The sequence below is a fragment of the Microbacterium oleivorans genome, from assembly GCF_013389665.1.
Taxonomy (GTDB): domain Bacteria; phylum Actinomycetota; class Actinomycetes; order Actinomycetales; family Microbacteriaceae; genus Microbacterium; species Microbacterium oleivorans_C.
On sequence record NZ_CP058316.1, the window covers coordinates 1,591,164 to 1,616,413 of the forward strand.

The window sequence follows — 25,250 nt, forward strand, 5'->3', positions numbered from 1 at the left end:
TGAACGTGCACCCCGCCGCGGGCTCGCTAGGCCGGGGCTAGGCCCGAACCGGCGACCGGCCCGCGTGCGACGCGCAGGCCGATGTCGTCGTGGGTACTGCTCGGCGGCGCGCCGCGACGGGTGCCGGCACGCACCGACGCGGGAGCATCCGCGAACCCGCCGCCGCGGAACACCCGGTCGCGCGACCCGGTCGCGGGCGCGAAGAGGTCCCAGCACCACTCCGAGACGTTGCCGAGCGTGTCGAAGAGCCCGAAGAGGTTCGGATGCCGGCCGCCGACGGGCTGCGGCGATGAGACACCGTCCGACGCCGTCCAGGCGATCTCGGCGAGCGGTCCGTAGTACGAGGCGCCCGAACCCGCGCGGCAGGCGTACTCCCACTCCAGCTCGGTCGGCAGCCGGAAGCCGTCGGAGTCGTCGTACCAGCGCACCTCGTCGCCGTCGACCGCGTAGGCGGAGTCGAGCCCCTCCCACTCCGAGAGCGCGTTGCAGAAGCGCACGGCCCTCAGCCACGACACCGCCACCGCCGGACGCCGGGGGTGCGAGGCGGTGACCCCGAGCACCTCGCCCACCTGCTCCTCCGTCACCGGGTAGACGCCGATCTCGAAGGATGCGACCCTCGGCCCGCGACCGGCGCCCGCGACCGGCAGCTCGCCCGAGGGGATGCGGGCCAGCTCGACGTCGCTCACAGCAGCTCGTCCTCGGGACCCGGACCGCGCCCCGCCGCGGCGAGCGCTCGTTCGACGGTGGAGTGCACGAGCGTCGAGAGGAACCGCCCCGGAGCCGGAACACCGGCCTGCCCGAGGAGGTCGGCCGACTGCTGCACGATCGATGCCGCGAACTGCGTCGCGGTCGCGATGGCCTCGCCGTACGCGGGGCGGTCGGCGTCGACGACGACGACGGGCTCGCAGCCCAGCTCGACGGCGAGCGCCTGCGCGATCGGCAGCACGGCCGCCGGCGCGGTCACCGCGGCATAGGCGCCCGTGAGCTGGCGCAGGTCGAGGGTGGACCCGGTGAACGCGATCGCGGGGTGCACAGCCAGGGGGATCGCCCCGCGAGCTGCGGCCGGCGCCAGGACCCCGAGCCCGTGCGCGGGGTCGGTGTGGAGCACGAGCTGTCCCACCTGCCAGGCCCCGAGCTCGGCGAGCCCGGCCACGATGGGCGCGAGCTGCTCGTGCGGCACGGCGAGCACGACCAGCTCGCTGCGGCGCACGATCTCGTCGGCATCGAGGACCGGCACCCCCGGCAGCACCGCGTCGACCCGCTCGCGGTCCGAGCCCGCCGTGATGCCGGTCACCGCGTGGCCGGCCCCGGCGAGCGCCGCACCGATGACCGGTCCGACGCGTCCGGCGCCGATGATCCCGACCCCGAGGCGCGATCCCGGCGTCATCGGTCCGGCCCCGAGCCGTCGGTCGCGCCCTCCGCCGGGCGGGGAGCAGGCGCCGGATCGGCGGCGGGCGCGGGTGGCGTCGGCGTCGGCGGGACGTAGGGCGGCGGCGGGACCGCACCGGGCGGAAGAGCGGTGGCGCGGGCCGGTGGCGGCGGGACGGACTCCGGCGACGCGGACTCCTCGGCCCACCGGTGCGACCGGTCGGAAGCGGCGGCCGAGACGGCGACCGCGGCGACGCGCTCGAACGAGGCGATCGCATCGTCCCGGTCGATTCCGGTCACCGAGGCGATCACGGGGCCGGTGACGGTGTGGGCACGCAGGGTGGCCACGCGCAGCGCCCGATCGATCGGCCCCTGCTGCAGGGCCATCGACTGCATCCTCGCCAGCGGGAGCACGGCGAGCCGGCGCCACACGATGCCGCGGCGCAGCAGCAGCAGGTCGCCGTCGACGGCCAGACCGTTCCGGCGCCACGACAGCGGTCGGAGGATCCGGGCGCGCCCCGGCGTCGTGACGTAACCGCCGCTCCCGCTCCCGCTCCCGCGGATGCCCTCGCTCATGATGGCGGCGCGCTCGGCCTCGCTGACCGCCGGGAGGATGAGTCCGAGGACGCGCTCGACGTCGGCGAGCGTGCCGACCGGCAGCACCGTCGTGAACTGGTCGGTCGTGGTGTCGGCGGCGCTGCGACCGGTCATGCGGTTGATGCGAACCGTCCACCAGCCGAAGCCGCGCCAGAAGATCGACTGCGACACCTCCACGGCGTGGATCCGGCCGGGGGGCAGGATCTCCGACACCGTGGTGAACAGGCCGAACGTGACCCGCACCCCGTCGCGCGTCGGTGCGATGGAGTAGCGGAGCGACCGCACGATCGTCCGGATCCAGTACGCGCCGAGGCCCAGAAGAGCCGGGAAGTAGGCGAAGAGCACCCAGAAGACGCCCTGCGAGAGCGCGATGGCCAGCGCCGTCGCGCCGGCGAGGATCATGACGGTGCCCCAGCTCGCGGCCTGCGACCCGATGAGGCGCCCCGCCGGGATGCGCACCACCGAGGCGGGCTCGTCGGCGTCGGAGTCGTCGCCGTCGATGAGGCCGCTGATGCCGCGCGCGACCGTGTCGGTGACGGCCGGACGGCCTCCCCCTCCCCCGGTCGCGGCGCGGGACTCGGCGAGGCGCCGTCCCGAGGCGAGCCTCAGGATGTCGGCGCGGATGGTCTCGGCGTTGCCCGTTGAGAGGTATTCGAGCTTGACGTTCGCGTCGGCGCCCGCACCGACGATCTCGAGCTTCGCCGCGCCCAGCAGCCGCGCGATCGCCGGCCGGGTGAGGTTGACGCCCTGCACCCGGTCGAGCGGCGCGCGCCGCTGCGTCCGAGAGAGGATGCCGCTGCGCACTTCGACGTCGTCGTCGGTGATGCGGAAGGTGTGGAACCGCCACGACAGGTAGAAGCCGCCGATGATGAGCGCCAGCACGCCGAGGGTGACCAGCAGGGCGATGAGGATGAGGTTGTTGGCCAGCACCCAGCCGATCGGATCGCCCGCGGCCTCGTACTCCTCCCACTCCTCGATGGGCGCGTCGGGCGCGAGCGCCGGCACGAAGATCGAGATGAGCCGGTCGCGCATGTTCGCCACAACGATGCCGAGCACCACGAGCAGCGCAAGTCCGCCGCGCAGCAGCGGGGTCAGCGGGTGCAGCCGGTGCCACTCCCCGTCGCTCAGGGGTGAGCGCACCAGCTCGGCGGGCGGCGCCGACGTGGCTTCGCCGACCGGCGCAGCGGCCGCGATCCCGTCCGCGCCGCCGACGGCATCGGCATCCGGGGTTCCGCCGACGGGCGGCGGGGCGGCGTTCGGGTCGGTCACAGTCCGGTCCGCCGCGACTCGGCGACCGACATGAGGTGGTCGCGCAGCGCATCCGCCGCCTGCTGGGTGAGTCCCGGGATCACGACACCGGTCGCGGCGGCGGCGGTGACGAACTTCAGCTGCGCGATGCCGAAGCCCCGGTCGAGCGGGCCGTGGGTGATGTCGACGAGCTGCATGCGGCCGTACGGCACCGCCACCATGCGCTGCCAGAGGATGCCGCGCCGGAACACGAGGTCGTCCTCGCGCAGCTGGTACCCGATGGAGCGGACCTGCCGCGGGAGGATCGCCATGCCCGCGATCGTCGCCGCCGACAGCGCGAGACCCGGCCAGATCGCCCAGGTCTGGTCGAGCGCGAAGACGAGCACGAGCGCCACGGCCACGATGACCGCCAGCCAGATCGCGTTGCCGATGAGCTGCACGACGAGGTACTTGCGCGAGATCTGGTGCCACACCCCCTGCTCGAGGGCGAGGCGGCCGGCGCTGCGGGGCTCGACGATCCGGTCGTACGTCCCCGCGTCGAGCGTCTGCTCGATCGCCCCCGGGGCCGCGGCCTCAGTGGTGGGAGGGAGTGGCGTCGGGCTCGGGTGGTCCGGGCTGGTCGTCATCGTCGTCCTTCCGAATGGTGCAGAGCTGCTCTGCGATCACGCCCGCCGCGATGAGCACGACCGCTCCGGCGATCGTCGCGGTGACCGCTCCTGACGAGCCTACTGAGGGGGGCACCGGACGCGTGAGGAGGAAGACCAGCAGACCGCCGCCGATACCGCCGACGAGCGCGCCCACGATGCTCGATGCCTTCGCGAGCATTGCCACCCGGACCGCGCGGAAGGGATCGACCGGCGGCGCCATGCCGCGCGTGGCCCGTCGGATCGGCAGCGCGAGCACGATGAGGGCGACTCCGAGGAGCACGAACAGGATCGGCAGCATGATCGACGGCGTGAAGGTCGGCCGCCCCGACGCGGTGAGCGCCTGGTCGATGACGAAGCCGACGGCCAGGCCGATCACGACGGCGATGACGAGGGCCGTAGGAGAGGTGCGTCTCACGGCGCCTCTCCCGTCGATCGGATGCCGCGCCGTGCCGCGGCGAGCGCGTCGACACGGCCGTGTCCCGGGAGCTCCGCGTCGGGGTCGACGGCGAGCCACGGGGCGAGCACGAAGTCGCGCTCGAAGGCGCGGGGATGCGGCAGCGTGAGCGCGGGGGTGTCGCAGACGACGTCCCCGTGCACGATCAGATCGAGGTCGAGGGTGCGGTCCTGCCAGCGCGGCTGAGCGGCCGACCGCGGCGCACGGCCGTGCCGCTCCTCGATCGCGTGCAGATAGCCCAGCAGCACGCTCGGTGCCAGCCGGGTGTCGACGAGGGCGACGGTGTTGAGGTACGCCGGCGCGGCGGCATCCGGTCCGGTCAGGGTGAGGGCGACCGTCTCGATCGGTTCGGCTGCGCGCACGACGCGCGACAGCGGCAGCCGGTCGAGGTCGGCGAGGGCGCCCGCGAGGGTCGCGGCCCGGTCGCCGAGGTTCGCGCCGAGCGCCACGACGGCGCGCTGCGCGGGCTTCGCGGATGCCGGGCGCGGCTGCGGTGCGTCCTGGGCGAGGCGGCGGCTCATCGGGGCTCCCGTCGTCGGGTGAGGGTCACGCTCACGTCGCCGAACGGCACCGCGATGGGCGCCTGGGGCTTGTGCACCGTGACGGATGCGGCATCCACCCGCTCGAACGCGAGCGCCGCGCGCACGATGCGATCGGCCACCGTCTCGAGCAGGCCTGCCGGCTCTCCCGCGAGGATCGCGACGACCCGCTCCGCGAGCTCGCCGTAGTGCACGGTGTCGGCGACGTCGTCGCTCGCGGCGGCGTCGGCCAGCGACAGCTCGAGCTCGACGTCGGCGACGAACTCCTGCCCGTCGCGGCGCTCGTGCTCGTAGACGCCGTGGTGACCGACGGCGCGGATGCCGGTGAGGGTGATCCGATCGCTCATGCGCCACCGTCCCGCCACAGTCGCCGCACGGCGAGTGCGTCGCGGGTCGCGGCGACGTCGTGCACGCGCACGCCCCACGCCCCCGCGTCCGCGGCCAGCACGCTGGTGACGGCCGTCGCGGCATCCCGTCGGTGCAGGCCGGGCTCGTCGCCGAGGGCGTCGCGCAGGAAGCCCTTGCGGCTGGTGCCGACGAGCACGCGCTTGCCGAGTCCCACGATGCGGTCGAGGTCGCGCAGCACCGTCCAGTTCTGATCGCCGCGCTTGCCGAAGCCGACACCGGGGTCGAGCACGATGCGCGACGGGGCGATGCCCGCCGTGGCGGCGGCGCCCACGCGGTCCTGGAGCTCCGTGACGACCTCGGCGACGAGGTCGTCGTACCGTGCCGCCGCGTACATGTCGGCCGAGTGACCGCGCCAGTGTCCGATGACGATGTCGGCGTCGGTCGCTGCGACCGCGGCGAACATGTCGGGGTCGGCCAGACCGCCCGACACGTCGTTGACGATGCGGGCGCCGGCGGCGACACCGGCCGCGGCGGTCGCGGCGTTCATCGTGTCGATGCTCACGACGACGCCCCGGGCGGCGAGCGCCTCGATCACCGGCAGCACACGCTCGCGCTCGACCTCGGGCGCGACGCGCTCGGCACCCGGGCGGGTCGATTCGCCGCCGACGTCGATGATGCCGGCGCCCGCGGCCCGCAGCGCGGCGGCGTGGGCCACCGCGGCATCCGCATCGAGGTAGCGGCCGCCGTCGCTGAACGAGTCCGGCGTGGTGTTGAGGATGCCCATGATGACCGTCACGACGCACCGCCCGAGATGAGCGACACGAGCTCGGCCCGCGCGGCCGGATCGGTGAAGGCGCCGCGGGCGGCGACGGTGACGGTCGTCGCGTCGGTCTGACGGCCGCCGCGCATCGTCACGCAGTCGTGGGCGGCATCGAGCACCACCAGGACGCCGCGGGCGTCGAGAGCCGCGGCGATCGTGTCGGCGATCTGCTCGCCGAGCCGCTCCTGCACCTGCGGACGCGCGGCGAGGATGTCGACCACCCGGGGCAGGGCCCCGAGGCCCACGACCTGCTCGCCGGGGAGGTAGGCGATGTGCGCGTGCCCGGCGAACGGCAGCAGGTGGTGCTCGCAGAACGAACGGAAGCGGATGCCGCGCAGCATCACGGCCCCCGACGGCAGCGTGTCGGGGGCGGGTCCGCGCGCGATCGAGATGATGTGCGCGAGGGGCTCGGCAGGGTCGGCGCCCACACCCGAGAAGAACTCGGTGTAGGCGTCGGCGACCCGCTGCGGGGTCTGCTTGAGCCCGGGACGATCGGGATCCTCCCCGATCGCCTCGAGCAGGTCGCGCACGAGGGCGGCGACGCGTTCGCGATCGACGGCCACGCCCCGAGCCTACGCGGTCGCTGGGCGGGCCTGCCCGGACGGACGGCGCTGCGGCGCGCGCTCCGCGGCGGTCTCGGCCTCCGTCTCGGCGACCGTGGATGCCGCCAGCCCGGCCTCTTCGCGACGCTTGGGCACGTCGATCGGGGGCAGGCTCGACACCGGGCGGTCCTGGCTCGAGAGCCACTGCGGGCGCGGCGGGAGCTTCTTGATGTCGCGGAAGATCTCGGCGAGCTGCAGGTGGTCGAGGGTCTCTTCCTCGAGCAGGGCCAGCGCGAGCTTGTCGAGGATGTCGCGGTTCGCGTTGATCACCGCGTAGGCCTCGTTGTGCGCCTGCTCGATGAGCAGCCGCACCTCGTCGTCCACCCGCTCGGCGATGCGCTCCGAGAAGTCACGGCCGTGACCCATGTCGCGCCCCATGAACACCTCACCCGAGGACGACCCGAGCTTGACGGGTCCGACCTCGGTGGTCATGCCGTACTCGGTGACCATCTTGCGGGCGATGCCGGTGGCCTTCTCGATGTCGTTGGAGGCACCGGTGGTGGGGTCGTGGAAGACGACCTCCTCGGCCACGCGTCCGCCCATCGCGTAGGCGAGCTGGTCCTGCAGCTCGTTGCGGGTGACGGAGTACTTGTCTTCGAGCGGCAGCACCATCGTGTAGCCGAGCGCCTTGCCGCGCGGCAGGATCGTGACCTTCGTGACGGGGTCGGAGTGGTTCATCGCCGCCGCGGCGAGGGCGTGGCCGCCCTCGTGGTAGGCCGTGATCAGCTTCTCCTTGTCCTTCATCACGCGGGTACGACGCTGCGGGCCGGCGATGACGCGGTCGATGGCCTCGTCGAGCGCACGCATGTCGATCAGCTGCGCGTTGGAGCGTGCGGTGAGGAGGGCCGCCTCGTTGAGGACGTTGGCCAGGTCGGCACCGGTGAAGCCGGGCGTCTTGCGCGCGATGACGGCGAGATCGACCGACGGCGAGAGCGGCTTGCCGCGACCGTGCACCTCGAGGATCTTCTGGCGACCCTTCAGGTCGGGGGCATCGACGCCGATCTGGCGGTCGAAGCGGCCGGGGCGCAGAAGGGCGGGGTCGAGGATGTCGGGACGGTTGGTGGCTGCGATGACGAGCACCGAGACCTTGGGGTCGAAGCCGTCCATCTCGACGAGCATCTGGTTCAGAGTCTGCTCGCGCTCATCGTGCCCGCCGCCCATGCCGGCGCCGCGGTGGCGGCCGACGGCGTCGATCTCGTCGATGAAGATGATGGCGGGAGAGTTCTCCTTCGCCTCCTTGAAGAGGTCGCGCACGCGGCTCGCGCCGACGCCGACGAACATCTCGACGAAGTCCGATCCCGAGATCGAGTAGAAGGGCACGCCGGCCTCGCCGGCGACAGCGCGGGCGAGGAGGGTCTTTCCGGTTCCGGGAGGGCCGTACAGGAGCACGCCCTTCGGGATGCGGGCGCCGACGGCCTGGAAGCGCGTCGGGTCCTTCAGGAAGTCCTTGATCTCCTGCATCTCCTCGATCGCCTCGTCGGAGCCGGCGACGTCGGTGAAGGTGACCGTGGGCGTCTCCTTGGTGACGAGCTTGGCCTTCGACTTGCCGAACTGCATCACGCGGCTGCCGCCGCCCTGCGCGCTCGACATGAGGAACCAGAACAGCAGGCCCAGCAGCACGAGGGGCAGCATGAGCGAGAGGAAGCCGTCGAACCAGGTCGCACGCGGCACCACGTCGTTGAACCCGTCGGACGGGTTCGCGGCGTCGATGGCCGACACCACCTCGTCGGCGCGGGCGGACGTGTAGTAGAACTGCACCTGCGTCGAGCCCTCGTACGCCTGCGAGAGCGTCAGGTCGACGCGCTGGTCGCCGTCGGTGGTCTGCACCTCGGTGACCGTGTCGCCGCGGAGGAGCTCGAAGCCCTGCTGGGTCGTGATCTGCTTCGCGCCGGTGAGGCTGGAGATCAGCATGAAGCCGATCAGCAGCAGCGCGCCGATGAGCAACACGTACATCAGCGGGTTGCGCGTGACTTTCTTGACGTCCATGGTGCGATCAGGCTACCCCGCGCGGACTATGCGAGTTCTGTGCGTTCGTCCTGGGCGTACCGGACGAGGAAGCGCGCCGCCGGAGCGCTCAGCTGTAGACGTGGGGGGCGAGCACCGCGACGTCGCGGAGGTTGCGGTACTTCTCGGCGTAGTCGAGGCCGTAGCCCACGACGAAGTCGTTCGGGATGTCGAAGCCCACGTACCGGCAGTCGATCTCGACCTTCGCAGCCTCGGGCTTGCGCAGCAGCGCGAGCACCTCGAGCGACTCCGCGCCGCGGGACTGGAAGTTCTCGAGCAGCCAGCTCAGGGTCAGTCCCGAGTCGATGATGTCCTCGACGATGAGGACGTGCTTGCCGTGGAGGTCGGCATCGAGGTCCTTGCGGATCTGCACCACACCGCTCGACTTCGTGCTGGCCCCGTACGACGACACCGCCATCCAGTCCATCGTGATGTCGCGCTTGAGAGCGCGGGCGAAGTCGGCCATGACCATGACCGCCCCCTTGAGCACGCCGACGAGAATGAGGTCCTTGCCCTCGTAATCGGCCTCGACCCGAGCGGCGAGCTCGACGAGCTTGGCCTGGATCTCCTCCTCCGTGACGAGGACGTCGGTGAGCTGGTCGGCGATCTCGGCGGCACGCATGCGACGAGTTTAGGCGTCGCCCGCACCCGCCGAGAACTCCACGAGCCCGCCGACGCGACGCGCGCGGCATCCGGGGAGGCCGATCGGCCCCTGACCGGAATAGTCGGTGGCCAGGCGTGAGACCTCGAGGGTCTGCACCCGGGTGAGGCTCTGATGGAACTCGCTGCGCACGACGTGGCGGATGATGCGGTGCCGAAGCGCGGGCGGGTTGGCGGCGAGGGCGGCGGCAGAGATCGCGATGCCGGCCTCAGCGTGCTCGACGATGTCCTCGATCGTCTCGGCGATGATCTCGTCGAAGGCCTCGGCGTCCTCGCGCAGCTGCTCGGCCGTGCGCGCCAGCGCCGCGGCGATGCCCGGTCCGAGCTCGCGCTCGAGCACCGGCAGCACCCGATCGCGCACGCGGACCCGGGAGAACCGCCCGTCGTCGTTGTGGGGGTCGTGCCAGGGGTCGAGGCCCGCCGCGGCGCACGCGGCGGCGGTGGTCTCGCGGCGGACGGACAGCAGCGGCCGCAGCCACCGCACGCCCGAGGCCTCCTCGACGCGGTCGGCCGCCATCCCCGCCAGGCTCGTCGCCCCGGCGCCGCGCGCGAGGCCGAGCAGCACCGTCTCGGCCTGATCGTCGAGCGTGTGACCGAGCAGCGCGGCGGCGGCGCCGATGTCGCGGGCGGCGTCGCGGAGCGCGCCGTACCGGGCGTCCCGGGCGGCCGCCTCGGGTCCGCCCTCCCCGCCGACGTCGACGCGGACGACGAGGGGATCGAGGCCCAGGCCCGCCGCGGCGCGGGCAGCGGCGAGCGCGACCTCGTCGGAGCCCGCCTGCAGCCCGTGGTCGACGGTGACCGAGGCCGCCCGGAGCCCCAGCTTGGGAGCCTCGAAGGCCGTCGCCGCTGCGAGGGCGAGCGAGTCGGCGCCGCCCGAGAGCGCGACGACCACCACGGCGCCCTCCGGCAGGCCCGACAGCGAGTCGCGCACGGCGCGGCGGATCTCGGCGATGGCGGGGTTCAGCGACGGCACGCCCCCACGGTATCCGTCCGGGTCGGTGCCGGCGACCTCGCCCGAACTCCCCACTTTCCGGCTACGACGGGTCGGAACCGGCTTCTCGGCGAGCCGACGGGCCCGCGGCTGAGGAGTTGGTGCGATGAGGCCGGCCGGCCCGCCGCCAGTAGGCTGGGGGCGGCATTCCGCCGTCTCACCGAAGGAGCACAGGTATGGGCGCGTACGACGCCGTCATCGAGATCCCCCGCGGCAGCCGCGTGAAGTACGAAGTCGACCACGGCACCGGCCGGGTCTTCCTCGACCGCGTGCTGTTCACCCCCATGGGATACCCCAGCAACTACGGCTTCTTCGAGAACACCCTCGGCGAAGACGGCGACCCGCTCGACGTGCTCGTGCTGCTCGACCGCGACATCTACCCCGGCGTGCTCGCGAAGGTCCGCCCCGTCGCCGTGCTCAAGATGAGCGACGAGGCCGGCGGTGACGACAAGGTCGTCGCCGTGCTCGCGAAGGACCCGCGCTGGGCGCACATCCAGGACGTCGGCGACATCGACGAGTGGACCAAGAACGAGATCGGCCACTTCTTCGAGCACTACAAGGACCTCGAGCCCAACAAGTGGGTCAAGGTCGACGAGTGGGCCGGCGCCGCCGAGGCCGAGCGCCTGGTGTCCGAGGCGTTCGAGCGCTTCGAGGAGCACGAGGGCCAGACCAAGACGCAGGGTGAGGGCGAAGCGCCCAACTCGCTCTGAGCCTGGACAGACGACAGAGGGGCGGATGCTGCGGCATCCGCCCCTCTTCGCGTGTCTGCGCCGGTGACGCGTGGGTCAGATCGAGATGCCGCGGTTGCGCAGGAACGGCGCAGGGTCGATGCGCACGCCGTTCTGGTAGATCTCGAAGTGCAGGTGGCAGCCCTGCGAGACGCCGGTGTTGCCCGCGTACGCGATGACCTGTCCGGCCGACACGCGCTGGCCGTAGCGGACGTTGTAGCCGCCGTTCTGGATGTGCGCGTAGCCCGAGATGATGCCACCGCCGTGGTCGACCTTGACGTAGTTGCCCCAGTCGGCGGTGTACGCCGCGTGCACGACGGTGCCGCTGGCGGCCGCGTAGATGGGGGCGCTGCATCCGCCGGCGAAGTCGATGCCGCGGTGACCCGACGTGCAGTATCCGTTCGAGCAGATCGTGCCGCGGTTGCCGAACCACGAGCTGATGTAGCCGGGGCCGGGGCGCACCCAGCCCGACGGCTGCACCTGTCCGGCACCGCCGCCGCTGCTGCCGGCCGGAGTACCGCCGCCGCCACCGCCACCGCCACCACCGCCGCCGTTGTTGTTGTTGTTGGCGGCTGCAGCTGCAGCCGCTGCGGCGGCCGCTTCCTGTCGGCGGCGCTCTTCTTCGGCGGCGCGTCGGGCGGCCTCCTCGCGCTCGCGGCGCTTGCGCTCCTCCTCGCGACGGCGCTCTTCCTCGACACCGGCCTGGTAGCCGGCGACCGTCGTCGCGGTCTGGTCCTTGAGCGCGGCCAGCTGTGCCTGCAGCGTCGCCATGTTCGCGGTCTGCTCCTCGAGGGCCGCTTGCGCGACGACGGCGGCCTCCTGGGCTGCGATGAGCGTCTGCTCGGCTTCTTTCTGCAGGCGGTCGCGCTCGTCGCGGGCGACGCCGGCCTGGTCGCTGAGGCTCTGCGCGGTCTCGCGGGCGGTCACGGCATCCGTGTACACGCCGCGGTTCGCCTGCAGCAGCTTGTCCATCGTGCCGAGGCGGGCGAGCAGGTCGTCGGCGCTGGCAGCGGAGTCCGAGAAGAACAGCTTCAGGCTCGTGTCGTCGCCGCCGTTGCGGTACAGCTGCGCGGCGAGCTTGCCGGCCCGGCGCGCGGATTCGAGCGCAACGGCCGACTGCGCATCGGCCTCGGCCTGCAGGGCGTCGGCGCGGTAGGCGGCATCCTCGAAGTCGGCCTGCGCCTTGGCGTAGACGGCGGCCAGGCGTTCGGCCTCGGCCTGCTTGTACGCGACATCGGCCGTCAGATCGGCGATGAGCTTCTCGATGCGCGAGATCTCGCCGGCCTTGGCCGACTCGTTGGCCAAGGCGCGCTGCACGTCGTCCCACGACGGGTAGCCCTCGATACCGAAGGCCGACGGGATGCCGGGGGCCAGGAACGCCGTCGCAGCGACGAAGCCGACGGCGCCGAGTCCGAGCGCACCTCGGCGCGAGATCAACTGTGAGAGCTTCCGGCTCTCTGCGGGCGTCGGGGCGCAACCGCAGTCTTCGGGAGATTCGAGGCTCTCGTATCGCACGCGGGTGATCCTCCATATCGCGTGGGCAACTTCGTTCACAGTAGCAACACACGTCACAACACCGGTAGCGCCGTCATCGGCACTCCGGAGCGAGCGAACCCGGCCATTGTGACCCCGAGACACGCCCGGCCGGCGGACGCCACGCGCTCGATTCGCACATCCGCGGCGGATCGCATATGCTTGACCCTCGGTAAGCGTGAACGGAGACTCCCGGGTCTGGGTTCGCTCGGCCCCATCGTTTAGCGGCCTAGGACGCCGCCCTTTCACGGCGGTAGCACGGGTTCGAATCCCGTTGGGGTCACTCCCACAATTTAATAAGCATGGCCCTGTAGCGCAGTTGGTTAGCGTGCCGCCCTGTCACGGCGGAGGTCGCGGGTTCAAGTCCCGTCAGGGTCGCTCTCAAGCGACGGGCCCTTTGGTTTCCAGAGGGCCTTTCGTTTAGGACGTGGCATCTTTGACGCCATGCGGCTCTGTAGCTCAGTTGGTAGAGCGCACGACTGAAAATCGTGAGGTCACGGGATCGACGCCCGTCGGAGCCACACGGATGATCATTACGTCATCCCAGAAACCCTCGCCTAGCTTCTACATGGCGGGGGTTTTGCTTTTCCCTGATGTGGCGGGGTTTCGGCCCCACCGATCGCGCCCGCAGAGAGGTCGGAAACCCGCGTCCCGGAGCCGGTCGACGTACAGCCAAAGCAGGACAACCCCGGGCTCATCAGAGGCGTTCGGGCCGGCCTGGGGCCGGTCAAGGCTCGAAGCAGAGGGCGCTAGGCCGCTTCTGCCCATCGTTCGAACGGTGCGCCCGGCCGATAACGTACGTGCATGCCTTCGCTGACGCCGGCCCAGCTGTCGCTCGAACTGCGGGTGCCCCAGAAGCGAATACGTGACGTCCTCCGGCAGCTATACGGCACCTTGCCGGACGATCAGCCACGGTGGCAGCTTGATGAGAACCAGGCCGAGCGCGTGCGCACCCACTTCGACAAGACCGCCGCGGATCCCCTGGAGGCATGGCTGCTTGAGCCTGGGGACGTTGTCCGTCGACGCTCCATCCATGAGACCTACGGCGGTCAGCAGCAGGGCGGAATCTCGACACCAAGGAGTATCCCGGAGATCCTGATCTTCACGGACCCGGATGCCGGCGCCAAGTTCGGCTATAACCAGTTCGAGGGGCTCCGGGAGGACGGTTCATACTCCTACACCGGGGAAGGGCAGTACGGACCTCAGGTCTTCGTCCGCGGAAACAAGGCAGTCCGCGACGCCGCGAAGGATGGCAAGATCATCCGGCTTCTTCGCACAAAGGGTATCCTCGCGACTTACGTCGGCGCTTTCACGACCGGCGATCCGGCCTTCACGATCGAGACGATTCCTGACGCGGATGGAGATCCGCGCGACGGCATCATCTTCAACCTGCTCCCGCTCGATGCATTGATTGAGCTCCTGCCCGCATATGGCGGACAGCTCGGGCCCACGGGCGATCTGACAAACTATGCCGCTACCCCGCGGATCTGGACGCCTCCCGAATTTAGCGATGTCGTCGTGCCTGAGACTAAGCACGTGCAGGATGAGCGAACCGTTTCACGGGTCGAGTTCGAACTCCAAGCTGACTTCGGCGTATGGCTCGGCTCGCAGGGTGCAACCCCCAAGCGCTTACCGCTACGGGCGGGAAGTACACTGATCGAGCCGGATATGTTCGTGCCCGAGCGAAACTGGATCGTCGAGGCCAAACGCTCAACAGCCCGCGGACACGTGAGGACTGCCATCGGTCAGGTACTCGACTATGTACACATCGCGGCGAAGGCGGGCTTGCTGGCGGCTCCGGTCATCTTGCTTCCGGGCACTCCCGAGCTAGACCTGCAAGAACTCATGCACGAGCTCGGCATAACGCTGGCCACGCGAACGAGCGATGGGTTTCGGATCCTGGACCCTAAGCCCTCTCAGACATGAGCATCTCGACTGCAGGCAGGTCAGGCATCGCCCAGTCGAGGCTCCCGAGTTCCTCGACTGGAATCCACACCATACGGTCATGATCTGTGCTGGATAGCGGCGGGTCACTCATAAGCTGAGCACGGAGACAGATCAGTCGAATCGTGACCTCACCGACCTCTGTGTCAGCTGTCGTCAACTCGCCGACGACCCGAATATCGGTCGCGAGCTCCTCACAGATCTCACGGCGCACCGCTTCCTCGGGAACCTCACCAGCCTCAACCTTCCCGCCAGGAAACTCCCACTGCCCTCCTGCAGCCTTATCGGGGCTACGCCGGCACGCCAGCACGCGATCACCGTCGAAAATGACCGCCGCCGCGACGAGGAGAACCTTGCGCATGCATCGACGTTAGACCAGCGTGCGCTGGGGCATCTCCGGCTTGCCCGCCGAGCGCTCGGATGCACGCCCGGTGGGTCAGCCCAGCGGCATCCTCCGACCGTTCTTCCGCCACAAGGTCGACACCGAGCTTGCCCGCCGGCTCGTCACAGGGATTGCGATGCCTCGCCGCGATCCTTCAATGATTTCGATGCAAGCTGACCGCTACCGTCGACCACACGACGTCTCCTCGTGTGACAACGGATCCGTCCGAGATCGACTTCGGCGTTGTGCACCGTTGGCTATCCGAGGACGCGTTCTGGGCGATCGGACGCAGCCGAGAGACCGTCGATCGAGCTGCTCGCGGATCCTTGAACTTCGGGGTGCGCGATACCGACGAAGACCTGAGGCAGCTTCATGGAGCGAACACCTAAGCAACGAGACCCCTCGCTACTCAGCGTGTTTCAGGACTGACGCAGTCGGTTCGACGCACGCGAGATCAAGGGCAACGAAGATGCCAAGGCAACCCGCGTCCGCCGACCGCCAGGCGCCCGTTGACTCCGCAACCCAGAGCTGTGAGAACTTTCTTTACTCGTTCAAGGCCGGCCTGACGGCCGGCCCCGCCACCTGCGGTGCGTCCGGTCCTCGCTCCGCTGCGGTCCGGGCGCTCCTCGGCGGCTACCGCAGCCGACACGGCGCGGGCAGCGTAGCCAATCCCCCAGGATGGGTTTGAGGCCCCACTAGGCTGCAGCACGTGGTCAATCTGTTCCTGCCCCGAGGCCCCCAATGACCCAGCGATTGCAGAGCGCGTTATGCAGCTGAGTTTTGGGGGAATCGCGATACGAACAATCTGTCTCCGCGGTCAGGTTGACTCGTTCGGAAGTGCAACAGGCGAGTCACTTCGAGCGACGATTGCGGAGTTGCAGGCCGCGCCCACGTTCGCCGATCTTCCGTTCGGCGCGGATGTCCTGGACGTTGGTCACGGATCAGTTACGGTTGCACTAGACCAAAAGGCGGAGCTCTTAGGCGCGCTCCTTCTCCGACCTGGTCGGTCCGCACCCACGACTCCCGCGGAGTGGGGCGTCGCTCGAAGGATACGAATCGACGAGATCCGGGCAAAGGAGGATCGGTAGATGTCCACAACCACCTTCGAACCGCGTTGGGCTTCGGCCCCCGCCGTCAGCATCCATCGTGCACTGCGCCGCCACAACTGGACTGTCGACGACTTGTCGGATCGTCTTGGCGTGGGGGACCCGGAGACTCGGCGAATCCTCAACGGGGACCGCCCAATCGACGCCCACCTTGCCGAGCTTTTGGCACGCACTCTCGGAGGGTCATCCGACTTCTGGCTGCAGCGAGAGAGCCAGTTCGCGGCAAGCGTCCGCGCGCTGTCGGATGAGGAATTCGCCCAGCGCCTCCCGCTGAAGCAGATGGTTCGACTTGGATGGATCGAATCCTCCACCAGTTGGAGATCGCAAGCACGTAGCGCGCTCGATTTCTTTGACGCAAAGACCCCAGCCGAGGGGACGTCCCGCATTGAGAGCACTCTCCAAGAAGCGAGGTACCGCGCGTCCGCGTCCTTCGACTCCGATGCCATCGCACTAGCCACGTGGATGCGGCAGGTAGACCGAATCGCGGACGCTCAGACTCTCAGTTCGTGGGATCCTGCCGCGTTGTCCGATCAGCTGCGCAACCTCCGGGATCTGACGAGACTTGCCGATCCGCGCGACTTCCTCCCGAAAACTCAAGCGCACCTCGCCGCTGCCGGGGTAGGTTTCGTGGTTTTGAGGCCGCTCGAGGGTATGCGGATCAGTGGCGTGTCATTCTGGAGCGCCAGTAGAGCCCCACGCATAGCACTCACCGCAAGACACATGACCGATGACCACCTGTGGTTCACGCTTTTCCACGAGATCGGGCATTTGCTAATTCACCCCGAGGGTGATGTCTTCGTGGATGAGTTCGTCGCGGGGCAAGATGTCTCCCATATGGAGCAGGAGGCAAACACCTTTGCGGCAGACAATCTCTTGCCCTTCGGGACCGCGGATCTGAATTCCAGAAGGACGAACGGGCCGACTATGCGCGAAGTGACGAAATTCGCCTCGAGGAATGAGGTCGCTCCTGGCATTGTTGTTGGTCAGCTACAGCATTCTGGCGCGCTACGCCCAAATCAGCTCAATGGCCTTAAACGTCGATACCGCTGGGACGGTACAGATCTGTCACGCCGCCCTTAGCCGGAGAACCGCTGATAAGCATCGGGAGACTTCTGCCAGTTACAAACTGCGTCTTCCATCACGTCACCACGAATCCCAATCGACTGCGACAGCACTTGCAACTCCCGCTGCAAATCGCGCGCGAGCCCTTCGCCAACCTTGCCTCTGAGCAAAAGTTGCGCGCCGCGGAGCGGGCCCGTTGCACCGACAAGGTAGGAGTGCGGCACGTCTAGCTGCACTAGCTCAAGCTTTAGCAAGGTGGTCAGGTAGTCGAAGCGCGCGATACGCCCGAATCGCGCGACAGCGGACATCGATCGATATAGCGCATCAAATCTGTCGGCAGGATCCAGGACGTCGAATTGAGCGAAGAAGGCAGCATGGTCGCCGCCGCCAGACAAGATCCAACGCACATAGCTCTCGAATGCTTCGCCGGTTCCCGTCTTCTCCCAAGCGTTGAGACTCTCGTACTTTCGATGGTTGCTAAATCCCCGCGGTCCCGGGGCGGCCAATAGTTCCTGCTGATGATCGTCGAGCCAGTACCGGAACCCGATCGGGTCCGCGGACACCGACGGCCAATCCCAAAGCCGTCCGTCGCCTAACCTTCCATAAACGTCGCGCACATATCGCCAACCAGCAAGGCGATGACGACCGAAGTGAACGAAAAGGAAGACGAGCCAAACAGCTTCGTCATAGTTCCCCCGCTCCGCGTGAATTATGGACGCACGCAACGGGTCGAAAGACGTGCTCCCCGGATCTGCACTGTTGGCGTCGAGAGTGCGGCCACGCAGCCGCGCGAAGTAGGCAACTCTCTGTTCGGAGTCGATAATTTGATCGATTAACCCCTCACGGAAGCTCGGATCGAGGATTCCCGGCAACGCTCCGTATTCGGCCTCGAATGCGTCCAAAGCCGCGCCGATGCGCTCCGCATCTCGGCGATAATTATTCCTGATCATCGGGATTCCTCCAGCTGCTGCCGTCGGTCGCGCAAGTACGGTGAGTAGAAGGAATTTGTCAGCTGACCCTCGATCGCCTCGATTTCCTCCGCTCTTTTAGCCGCGACAGCCCGCAGCAACAAGACGACGTCGCCCCAGTAGCTGTCGGAGGCTAGTTCCGGATCCACAGCCGCCTGAGACCCTGACGTGCGTATCGCGACCTCAGCAGATAAGAGCTTCGACAAGAAATCATCCACTCGGTCTGGCGGCATTATCGGCATTGCGCCCGGGTACTGCCAACCTTCGACGTCCAGATAACGATCAATCTGGGCCATATTCTCTTCGTAAATGTGCATACTTCCCACGAAGTGAACATAACGTCCGAGCGAGAGACCAAGCTGGCACGCAACGATCTCTTGAAGCATGGTGAACGCAAATACGTCATGTGGGAAGCCAAGGTAAGCATCGTTCGAGCGCATACTCACAACGAGGTTAAGTTCGCCACCCCGAGATAGGAACTGCATTGAGGTGGTGCACGGAACGTCGGCAACATTCACCAGGTCAGCATGATCAAAGATCTGGACTACAGCGCGACGCGAGTCACGGTTGTCTCTGAGTATTTGAACGACATCCGCAAGTCTCGCCCCGACGCCAAAAAGCCTTGGACCATAGCCCCCCTCGACCCGACCTTCATGGGCCGAATGGACATACGCGGGGATGTAGTAGCTGATCATTTCGACGTCGTCAGTGCCGCCGAGATACCACAGCAGCTCGCCGAGGGCGCTGAATATTCGGCCACGTGTCTGGCTGCGGCTGACTCGAGATCGTGGATCCGAGATCTCTATGCTCGCCCCAATGATTTCGCGCGCGGGTCCCTTTCTAGGATGGATCGGCTCGCCGCCCGTTCGCAGCCCGGCGAACACATCGTTCAAGGCGTCGTCCAGAGACTCCTGCCGCACTATGAGCATCTCCGCGCCTCGCCTTCGTATGTGCACGCCTCGGGCCGATTATACTGAGCGCCTTTGACTCGTGTGGAGCCGACGTGCTGGGTCTCGACGGACGGATGGGCGACAATGAAGCCATGAGTACCCCTATGCGAGTTGCTGCGGCGATCGTCGTGAATGATGCAGGCCGCGTGCTCATCGGGCGACGCCGGCCGGGGCTACGGAGCGCGGGTTGCTGGGAGTTCCCGGGAGGGAAGCTGGAGGCAGGAGAGGCGCCCCCCGACGCGATCGTGAGGGAGCTTCGGGAGGAACTGTCAATAGAGGTCAAGCCGGGCGAAGAGCTGTGTCGGTCAATTGCCGTAGACGAGAACATCGAACTGATCTGTGTGTGGGCGACACTCGTCTCCGCTGCGCCACTTAGGAGCACTGACCACGACATTTTCCTGTGGGAGTCCCCGGAATCACTTCCTCTCTCCGGTTGGTGCGCCCCTGACCTCGAGGCGGTAGCGCTCCTTCGGCGTGGTGCGACATCCCCCACCACTTACACGTGACCGGGCCGGTCCAGGGCCGGAAGCTCGGCTGAGACTGTCGAGAACCAGCCATCACCAACGAACACGACTTCCGCGGAATCACGCGGCAAACGAGCACTCGTGAGCACCCGTAAACCCGCCGCATACAACTGAAAATCGAGAGGTCACGGGGTCGACGCCGGCCGGAGCCACTGGTCCTTCTTCAGGCTTCCACCGGAGGAGGGTCTTTTCTCTTGCTCGGCCAACGGCGTGTCTCGACTTGATCATCGAACGAGCGATTCGAGACGAACCGCCTGCATCGGATGCCATCTGGTCGCCAGACGAGACGAGTTGCGCGTTCGCATGTAGGCCGAGCAGGTGCCCATTGCAACCGGCTTCGGTGGCCGCCCCCCGCAGCGATCCTGGCGGTCTTCACCCTCGAGACCCCTGCACTGGCGACAGCAACGTTTCGGTCTCAGTTCCGCCGTTCGCCATCCTGCGTGAAAACGTCGTCGTGTGAGACAGCCCCCCGTTGTGCCGTCAGTCATTGCGGCGCTCGCGATGAGCTTCATGCTGACCAGTTGCGGGGGAGCCTTCGCCTGCCCGGCCATCGGGTGGTCGAACACGCTCATCGTCGAGGTCCACGAAGAAGATGTCGCCGCCACGATGGTGGAAGTGTGCGACGAGCGCGGCTGCTCCAGTGAGCCTTCGCCCGACGGTCTGACCGGCTTCTCTTCACCGCAAAGGACCGGCGAGGGATGGGTCCTACACCTGCCGGACATGTCAACCCCGGACAACTTCATCGTGCGGGCTCTTGATGCGGAGGGCAACGTCATACGTGAGATGACAGTCGCGGCCGAGTGGAAGCGCTCCGGCGGGAGTGAACAGTGCGGCGGGCCGGGTGAGGCACGAGTCAGGCTCGTGCTCTGAGCGTCCATCAGAACGCGGATGCGGGTGCGGATGACCATCGGTTCGTGACGAAACGAGAAGCCGCAAGACCGTGGGGGTACCGCGCCGCCGCGGATCCTCGTCCCCGTCAGCTGGGAGCGGTGACGCGCACGAGACCGCAGTTCAGGCACGACCACGCGACCGTGAACGACTCGTCGTCGAGGATCTCGAACCGCAGGGGATCGCCGCAGGTCGGGCAGGTCCACCCCGCGGCGGAGCGGCTCATCGGACCAGGTCTCTGAAGGTGACCAGGAGCAGATTTTGAACGGACCGGTCCTCTCCCGCGTCGCCCCAGGTCGTCAACGCCAGGGTGAAGGCACCGAGGCTGGCCTGCACCAACGCGCGTGCGCGCAGATCGACGTCATCCCCCGACAGGCGCTGCGCCACGATCGGCGCCAACATCTCCGACCAGAGCGAGTGCTTCTCCATGTTGCGAGCGCGCAATGCGGGAGTCGCGGACATGAGGCGCATCGCGACTCTGTCTCGCTCGGTCTGCGCCCGACTTCCCATCATCGCCGTATAGGCGGCCAGCAGGGAGCGCATGACGGGCTCGTCGGCGGGACGATCCTCCAGCGCGACGCGCACCAGGTCGCCGTAGCTCTCGGGCACCCCGATGACCATGTCCTCCTTCGAACGGAAATAGCGGTGCAGGCTGCGCGCCGAGATGCCGGCCGCATCCGCGACCTGCTCCACGGTCACCGCGTCGAAGCCGTGCTCGGCGAAGAGGTCGAGCGCGATATCCGCCAGCCGTTGACGGACTGCTTCGCGGGTGAATCCGCGAAGCCCATCGCGCGACGGCTCAGTGGCGGGCATTCGATCATCTTACGCTGTCACGGGTGTCAGACACTGACATGACAGGCGCACGCTGTCATTCACACTCCTGGAAGGACGACAGCATGCAGCAGCGCGCCATCGGCAACCTCGGTCTCACCTCGTCGGCGATCGGATACGGCGCCATGGGCACCGTGTTCGGATACGGCCCGAGCGATGACACCGAATTGATCGCGGCGATCCGCCGCGCCCACGACGACGGCGTCACGCACTTCGACACCGCCGAGCTGTACGGCTGGGGCACCGGCGAGGAGCTGCTCGGTGCCGCCTTGGCGCCGATTCGACGCGAACCTGACGACCGCCCAGCAGCTCTCCGCACTGGCCGAGAGCAAGGGCGTGTCGCTCGCGCAGCTCTCGCTGGCCTGGCTGCTGGCTCAGCGGCCCGACATCGTGCCGATCCCGGGGTCTCGCAACCCCGACCGTGTCAGTGACAACAACGCCGCCGCGGGTGTCGAGCTGTCCGCCGACGACCTGACGCGCATCGACGCGATCATCGCCGCCGGCCCCGCCCAGTAAGTCCCGTCCGACGCGGGCGAACCCGCCCGACTCGGACGGGCGGGACGGTATCCGCCGAGACGGGATTCCGCAATCTCATTCCGGTGAATGGAAACGGGCGTAGCGTTGACCATGGTCGACCCACAACGGCCGACCCGACCGGCGCTCCACGCGGACGGGGCGCTGATCGTCACATCTCGAGCCCAGGAGGCAGATATGACGGACGCCCGTTTCACCGACAAGACCATCCTCATCACCGGAGGCGGTTCCGGATTGGGTCGGGCCACCGCGGTCCGACTGGCGACCGAGGGCGCGAACCTCGCGCTCGTCGATGTGTCCGAACCGGGCCTCGCCGCCACGGTCGACGCCATCCGCGAGGTCGCACCGAACGCCCGCGTCATCACGACGACCGCCGACGTCTCGGACGAGGCGCAGGTGAAGAACTACGTCGACGCGGCGAAGAACGAGTTCGGCCGCATCGACGGCTTCTTCAACAACGCCGGCATCGAGGGCAAGCAGAATCTCACCGAGGACTTCACCGCCGACGAGTTCGACAAGGTCGTGGCGATCAACCTCCGTGGCGTCTTCCTCGGGCTCGAGAAGGTGCTCCCGATCATGCGCGAGCAGGGCTCGGGCGCCGTCGTGAACACGGCGAGCGTCGGCGGCATCCGCGGCGTCGGCAACCAGTCCGGCTACGCGGCCGCGAAGCACGGAGTCGTCGGCCTCACGCGCAACTCCGCCGTCGAGTACGGCCGGTACGGCGTTCGGCTGAACGCGATCGCTCCCGGAGCCATCTGGACCCCGATGGTCGAGAACTCGATGAAGCAGATCGACGCCGAGAACCCACGCAGGGCCGCCGAGGAGTTCATCCAGGCGAACCCGACCAAGCGCTACGGCGAGGCGCCCGAGATCGCGGCGGTGGTCGCGTTCCTGCTCTCGGATGACGCGTCGTACGTCAACGCGACGGTGCTGCCGATCGACGGCGGGCAGTCCGCCGCGTACTGACGTAACGCTCGCAGCTGAAGGAGGCCGGCCCGATCGGGCCGGCCTTCGTCGTGGCCGGACTCCCCCGGCCACGACCGACGTGTCCGGCCCGCGGCGCCCCATAGGATCCGAAGGACGGACGACCACGCCGCACAGGGGAGAGACGATGGCCGGAACGCGACGCGCCGACGCGCGACGACAGCAGCGCAAGCGTCGGGCGATCGGCGTCGGCGTCGCCGTGGCGGCCGTGGCGCTCGCGGGCGCGACGGCCGGCTGGTTCGTGGTCGACACCCTGCAGCGCTCCGGCGACGAGCCGGCCCCGGCCGCCCAGAGCACCCCCACCCCCGCAGCGCAGACCCCCACGCCTGAGCCGCTCACCGCCGCGCAGGAGCTCCTGTCGACCACCGACGACCCGGACGCCTGCGCCGTGTCGTTCGCGGGCGACGGCGTCGACATCGCACCGGTCCTCGAGACGCAGGGTGCGCTGTACGCGTCGCTGCCGATCCCGACCCGCGATGGGCAGGTCTTCGCCGGGTGGTACGACACCGCCGAGGATGCCGCGTCGCTGTCGATCCCCGGGCGCCTCAACGGCGCGGATGCCGTGTCGTGCGAGGCCCGGGAGCGCACCGTGCACGCCGCGTGGATGACCCCCGACGCGAACGTGGCCGCGGGCACCCGCATCCCGATCCTCATGTACCACCAGTTCACGACCAAGCCCGAGGGCGAGTCGGGCTGGCTGCGCGGCAACTTCGCCTACGTCGGCGACTGGGAGGCGCACCTGGCGTACATCTCCGAGCAGCAGTTCTACCTGCCGACCTGGCCGGAGCTCAGCGCGTTCATCGACGGCAGGCTGTTCCTGCCCGACCACTCGGTCATCGTGACCGACGACGACGCCGATCCGACGTGGCTCGAGCTGGCGGTGCCCCTGGTCGAGAAGTACCGGGTGATGACGACGTCGTTCGTGATCACGACCAACGGCCCGGGTCCCGACCTGACCCCGTACGTGCTCAAGCGCTCGCACACCCACGACATGCACACCGCCGGAGAGAACGGCCAGGGGCGCATCGTGAACTGGACGCACGACGAGATCGTCGCCGACCTCGAAACCTCCGCCAGCGTGCTCGGCGGCACCACCGAGGTGCTCGCGTACCCGTTCGGCCACTACGACGAGGCCGCGAAGCAGGCCGTCGCCGACGCCGGCTTCGAGATGGCCCGCACGATCGAGCAGGGCTACGTCTCGATCGGAACCGACAAACTCGCGCTGCCGTGCGTACGCGTCGACTACGGGATGACGGTGGATGACCTGAAGAAGTCCATCGGGTGAATCTCAGGCGAGATCCTCAGAGTCAACGGCTTGAACGCATACCAATCCTCAGTAACGTGTGAACTCCCCAGCCTCTCCGGAACAGCGAGCGCCACATGGATCTGACGATCGTCGTCCCGACCTTCAACGAAGGTCCGAACGTCGCCGAACTGCTGCGGCGCATCGGCGAGGCGGTCGATGACCGGATGATCGAGGTGCTGTTCGTCGACGACTCCACCGACGACACCCCCCGCATCATCGAGCAGGCCGCAGCGCGCAGTGACTTCCCGGTGCGGCTCATCCACCGCGACGCGCCCGTTGCCGGCCTCGGCGGCGCGGTCGTCGAGGGCATCCGCGCAGCGGCATCCCCCTGGTGCCTCGTGATGGACGGCGATCTGCAGCATCCGCCCGAGGACATCCCGCGCCTGCTGGCCCGCGCCGACCGCGGCGACGTCGACGTCGTCGTCGCATCGCGCTACATCGCCGGCGGCGACTCACGCGGCCTTGCCGACGCCACCCGCACCACCGTCTCGCGCGCATCGACGCTGCTGACCAAGGCCATGTTCCCGCGCAAACTGGGGGCCTGCAGCGACCCGATGACCGGGTTCTTCCTCCTCGACCGCGACGCCATCGACATCGACGCGCTCCGGCCGCGCGGGTTCAAGATCCTGCTCGAGATCCTGGCGCGCCGCCACCTGCGCGTCGACGAGGTGCCCTTCGCCTTCGCGCCGCGGTACGCGGGCGCCTCGAAGGCGACGTTCACGCAGGGCATCCGCTTCCTCACGCAGCTGCTCATGCTGCGCTTCGGGCGCATGTCGGCGTTCGCCCTCGTCGGCGGGGTCGGCGCGATCGCGAACCTCGTGATCATGTGGGGCCTGATCCGCCTGGGCATGGACTACCTCCCCGCCTCGATCATCGCGAGCGAGATCACGATCATCGGCAACTTCCTGCTGCTGGAGTATCTGGTCTTCTCCGACATGCGGGCCGAGTCGGGCAGCATGGCCCAGCGGTTCCTGAAATCGTTCACCTTCAACAACGCCGAGGCGGTCATCCGCATCCCGGTGCTGTGGGTCCTCGTCGAGAACGCGCACATCCCGAGCGTGCTCGCCGCCGGCCTCACCCTCGTCGCGGCGTTCGTCGCGCGGTTCGTCTTCCACGCCCTCGTCGTCTACGCCCCCAAGAAGGAGCGTTCGGCAGCGGTGCTCGAACCCGCCCCCGAACGTGCCCGAGCCGTCGAGTACTGAGGCGTCAGCCTGAGGCCGCGAGATTCCTGA

General features: G+C 68.4%; 27 protein-coding genes, 3 tRNA genes and 1 pseudogene. 13 read left to right on the top strand and 18 right to left on the bottom strand.

From position 1 onward, the window contains the following. Nucleotides 1-26: 26 nt before the first annotated feature. From HW566_RS07610 to tilS, 12 genes are all read right to left on the bottom strand, one after another. A complete protein-coding gene (locus HW566_RS07610) occupies nucleotides 27-686 on the bottom strand; it encodes a formylglycine-generating enzyme family protein (protein ID WP_178011753.1) in 660 nt (219 codons plus the stop codon). Further along, on the bottom strand, nucleotides 683-1,387 hold the full coding sequence (locus tag HW566_RS07615; RefSeq protein WP_178011755.1) for a DUF2520 domain-containing protein: 705 nt from the start codon (nucleotides 1,385-1,387) through the stop codon (nucleotides 683-685). The genes HW566_RS07610 and HW566_RS07615 overlap by 4 nt, the downstream gene beginning before the upstream one ends. Then, entirely contained in the window at nucleotides 1,384-3,234 is a 1,851-nt protein-coding gene (locus HW566_RS07620; RefSeq protein WP_306171787.1) for a PH domain-containing protein, read from the bottom strand. Before HW566_RS07620 ends, HW566_RS07615 begins: the two co-directional genes overlap by 4 nt. Next, entirely contained in the window at nucleotides 3,231-3,839 is a 609-nt protein-coding gene (locus HW566_RS07625; protein WP_178011757.1) for a PH domain-containing protein, read from the bottom strand. Before HW566_RS07625 ends, HW566_RS07620 begins: the two co-directional genes overlap by 4 nt. After that, nucleotides 3,787-4,275: a DUF3180 domain-containing protein gene (locus tag HW566_RS07630; protein ID WP_178011759.1), complete on the bottom strand. Its 489-nt coding sequence runs from the start codon at nucleotides 4,273-4,275 to the stop codon at nucleotides 3,787-3,789. The genes HW566_RS07625 and HW566_RS07630 overlap by 53 nt, the downstream gene beginning before the upstream one ends. After that, a complete protein-coding gene (gene folK, locus HW566_RS07635) occupies nucleotides 4,272-4,835 on the bottom strand; it encodes a 2-amino-4-hydroxy-6-hydroxymethyldihydropteridine diphosphokinase (protein WP_178011761.1) in 564 nt (187 codons plus the stop codon). Before folK ends, HW566_RS07630 begins: the two co-directional genes overlap by 4 nt. Continuing rightward, nucleotides 4,832-5,200: a dihydroneopterin aldolase gene (folB, locus tag HW566_RS07640; RefSeq protein ID WP_178011762.1), complete on the bottom strand. Its 369-nt coding sequence runs from the start codon at nucleotides 5,198-5,200 to the stop codon at nucleotides 4,832-4,834. The genes folK and folB overlap by 4 nt, the downstream gene beginning before the upstream one ends. Next, a complete protein-coding gene (gene folP, locus HW566_RS07645) occupies nucleotides 5,197-5,997 on the bottom strand; it encodes a dihydropteroate synthase (protein ID WP_178011764.1) in 801 nt (266 codons plus the stop codon). The genes folB and folP overlap by 4 nt, the downstream gene beginning before the upstream one ends. Continuing rightward, nucleotides 5,994-6,584, bottom strand: coding sequence for a GTP cyclohydrolase I (folE, locus tag HW566_RS07650; protein WP_178011766.1), 591 nt, complete (start codon nucleotides 6,582-6,584; stop codon nucleotides 5,994-5,996). The genes folP and folE overlap by 4 nt, the downstream gene beginning before the upstream one ends. Before the next feature lie 9 nt (nucleotides 6,585-6,593). Then, nucleotides 6,594-8,609 carry an ATP-dependent zinc metalloprotease FtsH gene (ftsH, locus tag HW566_RS07655; protein ID WP_178011768.1) on the bottom strand — a complete coding sequence of 672 codons (2,016 nt, stop codon included), beginning with the start codon at nucleotides 8,607-8,609 and terminating at the stop codon, nucleotides 6,594-6,596. 88 nt (nucleotides 8,610-8,697) lie between these two features. After that, the gene (hpt, locus tag HW566_RS07660; RefSeq protein WP_178011770.1) at nucleotides 8,698-9,249 is read right to left on the bottom strand and encodes a hypoxanthine phosphoribosyltransferase; all 552 of its coding nucleotides are present in this window, start codon (nucleotides 9,247-9,249) and stop codon (nucleotides 8,698-8,700) included. 9 nt (nucleotides 9,250-9,258) lie between these two features. Next, entirely contained in the window at nucleotides 9,259-10,260 is a 1,002-nt protein-coding gene (gene tilS, locus HW566_RS07665) for a tRNA lysidine(34) synthetase TilS (protein ID WP_178011772.1), read from the bottom strand. Between the two features lie 194 nt (nucleotides 10,261-10,454). On the opposite strand from tilS, the gene HW566_RS07670 reads away from it, so the two are divergent. Continuing rightward, nucleotides 10,455-10,988, top strand: a complete 534-nt coding sequence (locus HW566_RS07670; RefSeq protein WP_178011774.1) for an inorganic diphosphatase — start codon at nucleotides 10,455-10,457, stop codon at nucleotides 10,986-10,988. Nucleotides 10,989-11,063: 75 nt separating this feature from the next. On the opposite strand, the gene HW566_RS07675 is transcribed toward HW566_RS07670, so the two are convergent. Next, entirely contained in the window at nucleotides 11,064-12,521 is a 1,458-nt protein-coding gene (locus HW566_RS07675) for a M23 family metallopeptidase (RefSeq protein ID WP_178011776.1), read from the bottom strand. Nucleotides 12,522-12,749: 228 nt separating this feature from the next. Here HW566_RS07675 and HW566_RS07680 point away from each other — a divergent pair. From HW566_RS07680 to HW566_RS07695, 4 genes are all read left to right on the top strand, one after another. After that, nucleotides 12,750-12,822: transfer RNA gene (locus HW566_RS07680), tRNA-Glu, on the top strand. A gap of 21 nt (nucleotides 12,823-12,843) precedes the next feature. Then, nucleotides 12,844-12,917, top strand: a tRNA-Asp gene (locus HW566_RS07685). A gap of 70 nt (nucleotides 12,918-12,987) precedes the next feature. Continuing rightward, nucleotides 12,988-13,060 (top strand) — tRNA-Phe (locus tag HW566_RS07690). Between the two features lie 283 nt (nucleotides 13,061-13,343). Continuing rightward, on the top strand, nucleotides 13,344-14,465 hold the full coding sequence (locus tag HW566_RS07695) for a hypothetical protein (protein ID WP_178011778.1): 1,122 nt from the start codon (nucleotides 13,344-13,346) through the stop codon (nucleotides 14,463-14,465). Here the strand turns inward: HW566_RS07695 and HW566_RS07700 are convergent. Further along, nucleotides 14,446-14,844 carry a (deoxy)nucleoside triphosphate pyrophosphohydrolase gene (locus HW566_RS07700; protein ID WP_178011780.1) on the bottom strand — a complete coding sequence of 133 codons (399 nt, stop codon included), beginning with the start codon at nucleotides 14,842-14,844 and terminating at the stop codon, nucleotides 14,446-14,448. The two genes, HW566_RS07695 and HW566_RS07700, sit on opposite strands and share 20 nt — an antisense overlap. A 1,109-nt stretch (nucleotides 14,845-15,953) precedes the next feature. On the opposite strand from HW566_RS07700, the gene HW566_RS07705 reads away from it, so the two are divergent. Continuing rightward, nucleotides 15,954-17,051, top strand: a complete 1,098-nt coding sequence (locus HW566_RS07705; protein WP_178011781.1) for an ImmA/IrrE family metallo-endopeptidase — start codon at nucleotides 15,954-15,956, stop codon at nucleotides 17,049-17,051. Here the strand turns inward: HW566_RS07705 and HW566_RS07710 are convergent. Both HW566_RS07710 and HW566_RS07715 read right to left on the bottom strand, forming a co-directional pair. Beyond that, nucleotides 17,048-17,983 carry an alpha-glutamyl/putrescinyl thymine pyrophosphorylase clade 3 protein gene (locus HW566_RS07710; RefSeq protein ID WP_178011783.1) on the bottom strand — a complete coding sequence of 312 codons (936 nt, stop codon included), beginning with the start codon at nucleotides 17,981-17,983 and terminating at the stop codon, nucleotides 17,048-17,050. The two genes, HW566_RS07705 and HW566_RS07710, sit on opposite strands and share 4 nt — an antisense overlap. Then, complete coding sequence (locus HW566_RS07715) at nucleotides 17,980-18,921, bottom strand: thymidylate synthase (protein WP_178011784.1); 942 nt, start codon at nucleotides 18,919-18,921, stop codon at nucleotides 17,980-17,982. The genes HW566_RS07710 and HW566_RS07715 overlap by 4 nt, the downstream gene beginning before the upstream one ends. A gap of 83 nt (nucleotides 18,922-19,004) precedes the next feature. Between HW566_RS07715 and HW566_RS07720 the strand changes: the two genes are divergently transcribed. Next, nucleotides 19,005-19,457: a (deoxy)nucleoside triphosphate pyrophosphohydrolase gene (locus HW566_RS07720; protein WP_178011786.1), complete on the top strand. Its 453-nt coding sequence runs from the start codon at nucleotides 19,005-19,007 to the stop codon at nucleotides 19,455-19,457. Nucleotides 19,458-19,931: 474 nt separating this feature from the next. Then, on the top strand, nucleotides 19,932-20,345 hold the full coding sequence (locus HW566_RS07725) for a hypothetical protein (RefSeq protein WP_178011788.1): 414 nt from the start codon (nucleotides 19,932-19,934) through the stop codon (nucleotides 20,343-20,345). Nucleotides 20,346-20,451: 106 nt separating this feature from the next. On the opposite strand, the gene HW566_RS07730 is transcribed toward HW566_RS07725, so the two are convergent. After that, nucleotides 20,452-20,589 (bottom strand): hypothetical protein, encoded by a 138-nt coding sequence (locus tag HW566_RS07730; RefSeq protein WP_178011790.1) that lies wholly within the window; start codon nucleotides 20,587-20,589, stop codon nucleotides 20,452-20,454. After that, nucleotides 20,586-21,176 carry a TetR family transcriptional regulator gene (locus tag HW566_RS07735; RefSeq protein WP_178011792.1) on the bottom strand — a complete coding sequence of 197 codons (591 nt, stop codon included), beginning with the start codon at nucleotides 21,174-21,176 and terminating at the stop codon, nucleotides 20,586-20,588. The genes HW566_RS07730 and HW566_RS07735 overlap by 4 nt, the downstream gene beginning before the upstream one ends. A gap of 143 nt (nucleotides 21,177-21,319) precedes the next feature. Here HW566_RS07735 and HW566_RS16235 point away from each other — a divergent pair. The 5 genes and pseudogenes from HW566_RS16235 to HW566_RS07755 form a co-directional block, all read left to right on the top strand. After that, nucleotides 21,320-21,371, top strand: a pseudogene (locus HW566_RS16235) (hypothetical protein); the annotation flags it as partial. A gap of 84 nt (nucleotides 21,372-21,455) precedes the next feature. Further along, a complete protein-coding gene (locus tag HW566_RS16060; RefSeq protein WP_256728923.1) occupies nucleotides 21,456-21,710 on the top strand; it encodes an aldo/keto reductase in 255 nt (84 codons plus the stop codon). Nucleotides 21,711-21,905: 195 nt separating this feature from the next. Then, nucleotides 21,906-22,694: a glucose 1-dehydrogenase gene (locus HW566_RS07745; RefSeq protein WP_178011794.1), complete on the top strand. Its 789-nt coding sequence runs from the start codon at nucleotides 21,906-21,908 to the stop codon at nucleotides 22,692-22,694. A gap of 145 nt (nucleotides 22,695-22,839) precedes the next feature. After that, entirely contained in the window at nucleotides 22,840-23,997 is a 1,158-nt protein-coding gene (locus tag HW566_RS07750) for a polysaccharide deacetylase family protein (RefSeq protein WP_178011796.1), read from the top strand. 95 nt (nucleotides 23,998-24,092) lie between these two features. Beyond that, nucleotides 24,093-25,220, top strand: a complete 1,128-nt coding sequence (locus tag HW566_RS07755) for a glycosyltransferase (protein WP_178011798.1) — start codon at nucleotides 24,093-24,095, stop codon at nucleotides 25,218-25,220. Nucleotides 25,221-25,250: the final 30 nt, after the last annotated feature.